The 7,599-nt window shown below is 67.7% G+C and carries 9 protein-coding genes, 1 tRNA gene and 1 pseudogene; 4 read left to right on the top strand and 7 right to left on the bottom strand.

The features are described from left to right. Positions 1–86 precede the first annotated feature (86 nt). Positions 87–905 (top strand): lysophospholipid acyltransferase family protein, encoded by an 819-nt coding sequence (locus V7Q39_RS17725; RefSeq protein ID WP_333817946.1) that lies wholly within the window; start codon positions 87–89, stop codon positions 903–905. Positions 906–1,026: 121 nt separating this feature from the next. On the opposite strand, the gene V7Q39_RS17730 is transcribed toward V7Q39_RS17725, so the two are convergent. The 3 genes from V7Q39_RS17730 to V7Q39_RS17740 form a co-directional block, all read right to left on the bottom strand. Beyond that, positions 1,027–1,377: a DUF2200 domain-containing protein gene (locus V7Q39_RS17730; protein WP_333817947.1), complete on the bottom strand. Its 351-nt coding sequence runs from the start codon at positions 1,375–1,377 to the stop codon at positions 1,027–1,029. Positions 1,378–1,417: 40 nt separating this feature from the next. Beyond that, entirely contained in the window at positions 1,418–2,599 is a 1,182-nt protein-coding gene (locus V7Q39_RS17735; protein ID WP_333817954.1) for a lytic murein transglycosylase, read from the bottom strand. A 359-nt stretch (positions 2,600–2,958) separates the two neighbouring features. Further along, positions 2,959–3,696, bottom strand: a complete 738-nt coding sequence (locus V7Q39_RS17740) for an RNA methyltransferase (RefSeq protein WP_333817948.1) — start codon at positions 3,694–3,696, stop codon at positions 2,959–2,961. 65 nt (positions 3,697–3,761) lie between these two features. Between V7Q39_RS17740 and V7Q39_RS17745 the strand changes: the two genes are divergently transcribed. After that, a complete protein-coding gene (locus tag V7Q39_RS17745) occupies positions 3,762–4,112 on the top strand; it encodes a TfoX/Sxy family protein (protein ID WP_333817949.1) in 351 nt (116 codons plus the stop codon). A 34-nt stretch (positions 4,113–4,146) separates the two neighbouring features. Continuing rightward, complete coding sequence (locus V7Q39_RS17750; RefSeq protein WP_333817950.1) at positions 4,147–4,767, top strand: thiamine phosphate synthase; 621 nt, start codon at positions 4,147–4,149, stop codon at positions 4,765–4,767. 65 nt (positions 4,768–4,832) lie between these two features. Here V7Q39_RS17750 and V7Q39_RS17755 read toward each other — a convergent pair whose 3' ends face one another. The 4 genes and pseudogenes from V7Q39_RS17755 to V7Q39_RS17770 form a co-directional block, all read right to left on the bottom strand. After that, positions 4,833–5,372, bottom strand: a complete 540-nt coding sequence (locus V7Q39_RS17755; protein WP_333817951.1) for a GNAT family N-acetyltransferase — start codon at positions 5,370–5,372, stop codon at positions 4,833–4,835. Between the two features lie 191 nt (positions 5,373–5,563). Then, positions 5,564–5,833 carry a 50S ribosomal protein L27 gene (gene rpmA / locus V7Q39_RS17760; RefSeq protein ID WP_333817952.1) on the bottom strand — a complete coding sequence of 90 codons (270 nt, stop codon included), beginning with the start codon at positions 5,831–5,833 and terminating at the stop codon, positions 5,564–5,566. 96 nt (positions 5,834–5,929) lie between these two features. After that, positions 5,930–6,313, bottom strand: a pseudogene (rplU, locus tag V7Q39_RS17765) (50S ribosomal protein L21); the annotation flags it as partial. A 174-nt stretch (positions 6,314–6,487) separates the two neighbouring features. Continuing rightward, on the bottom strand, positions 6,488–7,336 hold the full coding sequence (locus V7Q39_RS17770) for a DUF2059 domain-containing protein (protein WP_333817953.1): 849 nt from the start codon (positions 7,334–7,336) through the stop codon (positions 6,488–6,490). Between the two features lie 173 nt (positions 7,337–7,509). On the opposite strand from V7Q39_RS17770, the gene V7Q39_RS17775 reads away from it, so the two are divergent. Further along, positions 7,510–7,599, top strand: a tRNA-Ser gene (locus V7Q39_RS17775).

A 7,599-nucleotide genomic window follows, 5' to 3' on the forward strand; every position in this document is an offset into this window, starting at 1 on the left:
TTCAACACCACCGATGTCTGCCTGGTGATGGACACCGGCCAGATGTCCGCCCGCCACCGCGAATTCTACATCCGCAAGGCCGGGACATGACGACCTGGCAGGATGTGCCGCCCCCGCCGCTGCACATGACACCCCTCGGCTGGCTGCGCGCGCTGTGGCGCGGCGGTCTGATCGGCGCGCTCACTTATGGCGGGCTTCTGGTCCTGCTTCTCGTCCGCCTCGTCGAATGGCCGCTCTACGGCCAGGCCCGCCCCCTCACGCCGCATATCACCCGCTTCGTCTGCCGCAGCGCGCTGCGCATCCTGCGCCTGCCGCTCACGGTGCGCGGCCAACCGATGACCCGGCCCGGCGCCATCGTCGCCAACCATTCCTCCTGGCTCGACATCTTCGTCCTGAATGCCGTCCAGACCATCTACTTCGTCGCCAAGGCCGAAGTCGCCGCCTGGCCCGGCATCGGCTGGCTGGCCCGCGCCACCGGCACCGTCTTCATCGCCCGCAAGGGGACCGAGGCGAAGAAACAGCAGGAGATCTTCGAATCCCGCCTGCAGGCCGGGCACCGGCTGCTCTTCTTCCCCGAAGGCACCTCGACCGACGCGATCCGCGTCCTGCCGTTCAAATCCACCCTGTTCGAGGCCTTCTTCTCCCCCGCCCTCGAACGCAGCATGCATATCCAGCCGGTGACGGTCATCTTCCACGCCCCCGAGGGTCAGGATCGCCGGCATTACGGCTGGTGGGGCGACATGGATTTCGCGAGCCATCTCCTGAAGATGCTGGCCACCCCCCGCCAGGGCCATGTCGAGGTGATCTTCCACCCCGAGGTTCCCGTCGACGCCTTCGAGAACCGCAAGACGCTCGCCCAGCATTGCGAACGCGTGATCCGCACCGCCCATGTGAACGCCGCATAGGGCGTGACGAGGCTCTCCCTGTCATCCCCGCGCAGGCGGGGACCCAGGGTCGGTGGCAACCTGGTCTCTACCGGATCCCCCGCCTGCGCGGGGATGACAGCCTTGATCGGGTCGCCCCGTCTCAGCCCTGCCGCAGCACCTTCGCCAGGGGCCGACCTTTCGCCAGCTCGTCCACCAGCTTGTCCAGCACCCGGATTTCCCGCATCAGCGGATCGTCGATCGCCTCGATCCGCACGCCGCAGACCACGCCCGTGACCTGGGCGCGGTCCGGGTTCATCCGGGGCGCCTCGGTGAAGAACCGCTCCAGCGATACACCCTCGGCCAGCACGGCCTCCAGGCTGGCCTGGTCATGCCCAGTCAGCCAGCAGATCGCCGCATCCAGTTCCGCCTTGCTGCGGCCCTTCTTCTCGATCTTGGCCAACCAGGCCGGATAGACCTTGGCCACGCTCATCCCGAAGATGCGATGCGCCATCCCGACCCCCTCGCAGGGTGGGGTTCCACCCCACCAAAACTCACCGCAACCGGCGCAACAATTCCAGCGACGGTTCGCCTGTCACCGGCACGCCCAAGCTGGCCTGATAGGCGCTGATCGCGGCCTTGGTCTTCGCCCCCATCACCCCGTCGCTGCCGCCGGTGTCAAAGCCTTTCGCGGTCAGAAGCCGCTGCAACTCCTGCCGGTCGGCCTTGGTCATGCCGCTGGCATCCGGTCCGAAACTGGCCTGCACCGCGCCGCGTCCCAGAAGCCGGTCCGACAGATGCCCCACGCCGATGGCATAGTTCTGCGCGTTGTTGTAGCGCAGGATCGTCGCGAAATTCTGCGTCAGCAGGAAATAGGGCGCCCCGCCCCCGTTGCCACCGGCGATGATCGACCCGCCCGCCAGCGCGCGCCCCTCCGCCGAGCGCACGCCCACTCCTTGCCACTCCGCCGCCGACTGGCCCTTGCCGCGCCCCAGAAGCCCGGCATTGAAGCCCGCGGGCAGCACGACCTCCATCCCCCAGGGCAACCCCGTGGTCCAGCCCGACTTGGCAAGGTAGGCGGCCGTCGAGGCCAGCGCATCCGTCGGGTCGTCGCTCCAGATGTCCCGCCGCCCGTCGCCGTTGAAATCCACCGCATAGGCCAGATAGCTGGTCGGGATGAACTGGGTATGCCCCATCGCCCCGGCCCAGCTGCCGGTCATCGCCCCGGGCGAGACATCCCCCGCCTGCAAGATCTTCAATGCCGCGACCAGCTGCCCCTCGAAGAACTCCGCCCGCCGCCCCTCATAGGCCAGGGTGGACAGCGCGCTGACCACGGGCACATTGCCCCGCCGCGTGCCGAAGAAGCTCTCCAGCCCCCAGACCGCCGCGACGATCTGCGATTCGACACCATAACGCTGCTCGATGGCCTGCAAGGTGCCCCGGTACTCGGCATACTTCTGGCGACCCAACGACACCCTCTCGTCCGAGGCGGCAATGTTCAGATAGTCTTCCAGACTGCGCTTGAACTCTGTCTGGTTGCGGTCCTTCTCGATCACCTCGGGCAGGAACCCCGCCCCCCGGAAGGCCGCGTCGATGGTGCCCTGGCCGATCCCGCGCGAAGCCGCCCGCCCCTTGAACCCCGCGACCCAGGCGTCCCAGCCGGCATCCGGTACCGCCCTAGGCGCCGGATCGGGCGCGCGATACCCGCCGCCGCCACCCGACCGCCCTTGCGACATGCAGCCCGACAGCAAGGCCGCTCCTCCCAGAAGAAGCGCCCCGCGCCGGGAAAATCCAACCGTAGAAATCGCCTGTGCCATGCCTGTGCCTGCTCGCTGTTCTTGTTATCCGGCGATGATAGCCCTGCATGCCGGACGGGGCCAAGACCACAAACATCCGGTCGGCGACATTGCCCGCCCGACGCCGCCTGTCCGGCAAGCCCATTTTCTGTCTGCAAATATCCTGGGGGTCCGGGGGAAACCCCCGGTCCGCCGCCGCGCCAACGCGCAACGCCTCGGGTTAAGAAATCCTGAACGCCCGCAGCCAAGTCCTTGAAATCAATCGATCCGAAAAGCTGCCCGCGTGCGGGCAGCCCCCCTCACTCCCCCTGCTTCTTCAGCTTGAAGGCGATCTGCCGCAGCATCCCGTGGAAGGTCTGCACCTCGGCCCGGGTCAGCCCCAGCCGCCCCCACATGTTCCGTAGGTTGGCCTTCATCCCCTCCACCTTGGTCTCGGGAAAGAAGAACCCCGCCGCCTCCAGCCGCTCCTCGAAATGGTCGCCCAGCCGCTCCACATCTTCCCGGCTGGCAAAGTCGGTCCGGGCCAGTTCCATCACCGATGCGGCCACCTCCGCCCCTTGCCGCTGCCATTCATAGCCCAGCAGAAGCACGCACTGGGCCAGGTTCAGCGAGGGGAAGTCCGGGTTCACCGGCACCGTGACGATCGCATTGGCCCGCACGATATCCTCGTTCTCCAGCCCCGCCCGCTCCGGCCCGAAGAGAACGCCCACCCGCTTACCCTCGGCCCCCAAGACCCGGGCCATCGCCATCGCCCGTTCCGGCGTGACGACCTCCTTGACCAGCTCCCGCCCCCGCGCCGTGGTGGCAAAGACGAAGTCGCAGTCGGCCACAGCCCCGCCAAGGTCGGCAAACAGCCCCGCCTGGTCCAGCACCCGCCCCGCGCCGGAGGCCATGGCAACGGCCTTCGGGTTCGGCCAGCCGTCCCGCGGCCCCACCACCCGCATCCGCTCCAGCCCGAAATTCAGCATCGCCCGCGCCGCCGCGCCGATGTTCTCGCCCATCTGGGGCCGGACCAGGATGAAGACGGGGGGGATCATGCACCACCTTTGCGAAGCTTTCGCCGCCAGATAGGCTAGCCGCACCGGCATGACAAGGACAGCCCATGGCACGCGACCCCGGCCTGGAACAGCTTCTCTCGGAAGACCTTGCCGACCTTGACGGTCTGGCGACGACGGCGATGTTCGGAGGCCTCGCCTGGATGTGGAACGGCCACCTTCTGTGCGGTGCGCGCACGGATGGGGTGATGGTCCGGCTTGGCAAGGGCAATGACGGCTGGGCCCTGGATCTGCCGGGAAGCACGCCGCTCCGCGCGGGCGAGCGGGTGATGGAGGGGTGGGTGCGGGTCAGCCCCGAGGTGGCAGGCGACGACAGGCTGCGCAGGCGGCTTCTAGGCGCGGCGATCGACCTCGTCCGCGGCCTGCCGCCCAAGGTAGCCAAGCCCCGGAAAGGCTGATAGACGAGCCGGAACGCTTACCCCGGAGCCCGAAATGGCCGCTGACGACCGCCCGCAGATCACCCTGATCACGCCCCCGGCCTTCGACCCCGATGTCTTCGCCGACCAGATCGGGCGCGTGCTGGACGGGGCCGACATCGCCTGCCTGCGGCTCTCGCTCGGCACCCGCGACGAGGACGTGCTGATGCGCGCCGCAGACGCCGCGCGCGAGGCTGCCCATGCCCGCGACGTGGCGGTGGTGATCGACAACCACCTGATCCTGGCCGAACGGCTGGGCCTCGACGGGGTGCACCTGACCGACGGGTCGCGCAACGTGCGGAAGGCCCGCAAGGACCTTGGGGCCGACGCCATCGTCGGCGCCTTCTGCGGCGCGTCGAAGCACGACGGGATGACGGCGGGCGAGGCCGGGGCGGATTATGCGAGCTTCGGCCCCATCGGCGCGACGACACTGGGCGACGGCAGCCGCGCGCCCTTCGAGCTGTTCGAATGGTGGTCGGAGGTGATCGAGGTCCCGATCATCGCCGAGGGCGCGTTGACTGCCGAACTGGTAGAGCGCTTCGGCCCCGTCACCGACTTCTTCGCCGTGGGCGAGGAAATCTGGGGCGCCGAAGACCCGCTTGCCGCGCTGAAGGCCCTGCTCGCGCCGCTGGGCTGACGGCTGGTCGCTGACTTCGTCTCCTTGCAAGCGACAAGGAGACGAAGTCGAGCGAGGAGCCACCCTCAATCCAGCTTGCGAATGTAGGTCCAGGTTGGGACGTTGGAGTCGCGCGCCACGGAATAGCTTTCGGCGTCACCCAGATACTGGAAGCCCGCATTGGTCAACACCCGGGCCGAGCCGGGATTGTCCTGGAAGGCCTCGGCGAACATCGTGCAGTTCTTCTGCGGGTTCGCAGCCACCAGCGCGTTCACCGCCTCCGACGCGATGCCGTGGTTCCAGAAGGCGGGGGCGACCCAGAAGGCGACCTCGGACTGGTTGCGGTCCATCTTCTTCAGAGAGATCACCCCCAGCACCTCGGGCAGCGCCGAACGGGTGCCGTCCATGACCCAGATCTCCTCCTCCGAGCCCGCCATCATCGCGCGGGCACAGAAGGCCTCCGCCGCGCCGGGCGGCAGGGGATGGGGAATGCCCTGGGTCGCCTCGGCCACGCGCCTGTCCCCGGCATAAAGCGCGAAAAGCCCGGCATCGGACTTGCGCACCGGGCGCAGGGTGAAGCGTTCGGTCGCAATCTCGACCGGGCTGGCGAACTTCTCCAGTATCATGGCTTCCCTCCTTTGAAGCACATGTGGGGATTGCCGGATAGTCGTGCAATCGCCCGAATGTTTGGCCCTTTCGGGGTCAGGTCGTGACACCGTGCCACAATCCCCGCTCCCGTCCCCGGTCAGGCCCGAAACGAGAAAGGGGACCGGCCCTTCGGCCGATCCCCCTTACACTCCGAATGTGAAGGTTCGGCTTACTCGGCTGCCTCCGCCATGGGGAGGACGGAGATGAAGGTGCGGCCCTTCAGCCCCTTCTTGAAGGTCACCTGGCCCTCGACGGTGGCGAAGATGGTATGGTCGGTGCCCATGCCCACGCCTGCGCCCGGGAACCATTTGGTTCCGCGCTGGCGGCAGATGATGTTGCCGGGGATCGCGATCTGGCCGCCGAAGAGCTTGACGCCCAGACGACGACCGGCGCTGTCGCGGCCGTTGCGGGACGAACCGCCTGCTTTCTTGTGTGCCATCTGGGATTACTCCTGCGCAGCAGCGGCCTTGGCGGCGCGCTTCGGTTTCTCGGCGGCTTCGGCAGCCGGGGCGGCCTTGGCGGCTTTCGCGGGCTTCTCGGCACCGGGAGCCTCATGTGCGGCGCGCCGCGCGGCAACGGTGCCGGTCGCGGCCTTCACGCCCGACTTGTCGGCGCCCTTTTCCAGCACCTCGGTCACGCGCACCAGCGTCAGGTGCTGGCGGTGACCCTTGGTGCGCTGGCTGGAGTGCTTCCGGCGGCGCTTGACATAGTGGATGGTCTTCTCGCCCTTGATCTGGTCGATGACCTCGGCCTGCACGGCCGCGCCTGCAACCAGCGGCGCACCGATCGTGCTGCCGACCATCAGGATGTCGTTGAACTGGATCTTGTCGCCAGCAGCAGCGTCGAGCTTTTCAACGCGCAGGACGTCACCCGCCTGCACCTTGTACTGCTTGCCGCCGGTCTTGAGGACCGCAAACATGGTCTTTCCTTCCATCGCTCCGCGCCCTGTGGCCCCCGCATGGGTGTTTCGGGTTTCCCCGCCTCGGACAGCGCGCCCCTTTGGGGCGTCATGAATAATAGTCCCGGCGAGAGTCGCCACTCGCCGGGATGCGTGCTTATGCGGCGATCCCGGGGTGGTGTCAAGCGCGCGGGATCAGATATCGCGCCCCTGGATCGCGGTGCCCGCCGCACGGCCAAGCTCGAACGAGATGTCGCGGAAGACGGTGTCGAAGGCCGAGAAAAGCGCCGCGTTCAGCCGCTGGCCGGCGGGGCTTTTCCAGAACCTGATGTAGCTTTCCATCTCGGCCTCGGTCAGGGGCGAATAGGCAAGGCCGAGATAGGAATAGAGCCAGGTCGAGGTATCGGCACGGATCTGGTCCTCCTGCCCCCAGACATCGGACAGGATCTGGTCGTCCGGCACCGCGCCATAAACTCCGGTCGAGGCCATGCCGGTCATGAAGGCGAGGTTGCCCGACAGCGTCCCCGCGACGTTCATCTCCAGAAGATCCGCCGCCTCGATCATCCGGCGCAGCTGGGCGACCCTCGGGTCCTTCGCCGCGGCGGCGTCGTCGGCGGCCACCTGCGCGGCCTCTTCCGTGGCGGTGTCGAGGAAGGCGCGCCGCGCCTCGATCTCGAGTCCCAGGATACGCTGGCCCAGATCCGACGCGAAGAAATCGGTGATCTCGGCCACGGCTCCGGGTTCCGGACCGAGCGAGGTCTGCAACGCCGCCGCGAAGGCCGTCCGCAGCCGCGCGACGTCGTAGATGCGCGAGACCGTCGCATCCCAGTCCTCCCCGCCACCCGCCGGGAACATGTCGGTCTTCAGCGTCCCGCCATGCGCAAGCCCCTCCTCGCGCAGGACCTGGAACAGCGCATCCAGCTGCAGGACCTCTCCCAGATGATCGACCGAGGCTTCGACGACCGGCGCTTCCGCCGTGGTCTGGGCGAAGGCGGGGGGCGCGACGGCAAGCAGAAGAACCAGGGCAAGGCGCGTCAGGGGCATGGGAAGGCCTTCCGAAAACCGGTGCCCCGAGAGGTAGCGGGTCGCAGCGCCCTTGCCAAGCCGCACCGGCGCAACTGACCGTGATGCACCTGCAGAAGGACCAGCGATTTCCCCTTGCGCATCGCCCGAGGCCCGGCTATCCACCCCCCTCACATAGACGACCCCTGAAGCGCGGAGAGGTGACGGAGTGGTCGATCGTGGCGGTCTCGAAAACCGTTGTAGGTTTGCGCCTACCGTGGGTTCGAATCCCACCCTCTCCGCCA

Source organism: Tabrizicola sp. (assembly GCF_036781545.1).
Classification (GTDB): domain Bacteria; phylum Pseudomonadota; class Alphaproteobacteria; order Rhodobacterales; family Rhodobacteraceae; genus Tabrizicola.

Excerpts from the sequence above, each read along its gene's own strand:
- V7Q39_RS17725 (WP_333817946.1), top strand. The coding sequence starts at position 87 with ATGACGACCTGGCAGGATGTGCCGCCCCCGCCGCTGCACATGACACCC.
- V7Q39_RS17730 (WP_333817947.1), bottom strand. The coding sequence starts at position 1,377 with ATGGCGCATCGCATCTTCGGGATGAGCGTGGCCAAGGTCTATCCGGCC.
- V7Q39_RS17735 (WP_333817954.1), bottom strand. The coding sequence starts at position 2,599 with ATGTCGCAAGGGCGGTCGGGTGGCGGCGGCGGGTATCGCGCGCCCGAT.
- V7Q39_RS17740 (WP_333817948.1), bottom strand. The coding sequence starts at position 3,696 with ATGATCCCCCCCGTCTTCATCCTGGTCCGGCCCCAGATGGGCGAGAAC.
- V7Q39_RS17745 (WP_333817949.1), top strand. The coding sequence starts at position 3,762 with ATGGCACGCGACCCCGGCCTGGAACAGCTTCTCTCGGAAGACCTTGCC.
- V7Q39_RS17750 (WP_333817950.1), top strand. The coding sequence starts at position 4,147 with ATGGCCGCTGACGACCGCCCGCAGATCACCCTGATCACGCCCCCGGCC.
- V7Q39_RS17755 (WP_333817951.1), bottom strand. The coding sequence starts at position 5,372 with ATGATACTGGAGAAGTTCGCCAGCCCGGTCGAGATTGCGACCGAACGC.
- rpmA (WP_333817952.1), bottom strand. The coding sequence starts at position 5,833 with ATGGCACACAAGAAAGCAGGCGGTTCGTCCCGCAACGGCCGCGACAGC.
- V7Q39_RS17770 (WP_333817953.1), bottom strand. The coding sequence starts at position 7,336 with ATGCCCCTGACGCGCCTTGCCCTGGTTCTTCTGCTTGCCGTCGCGCCC.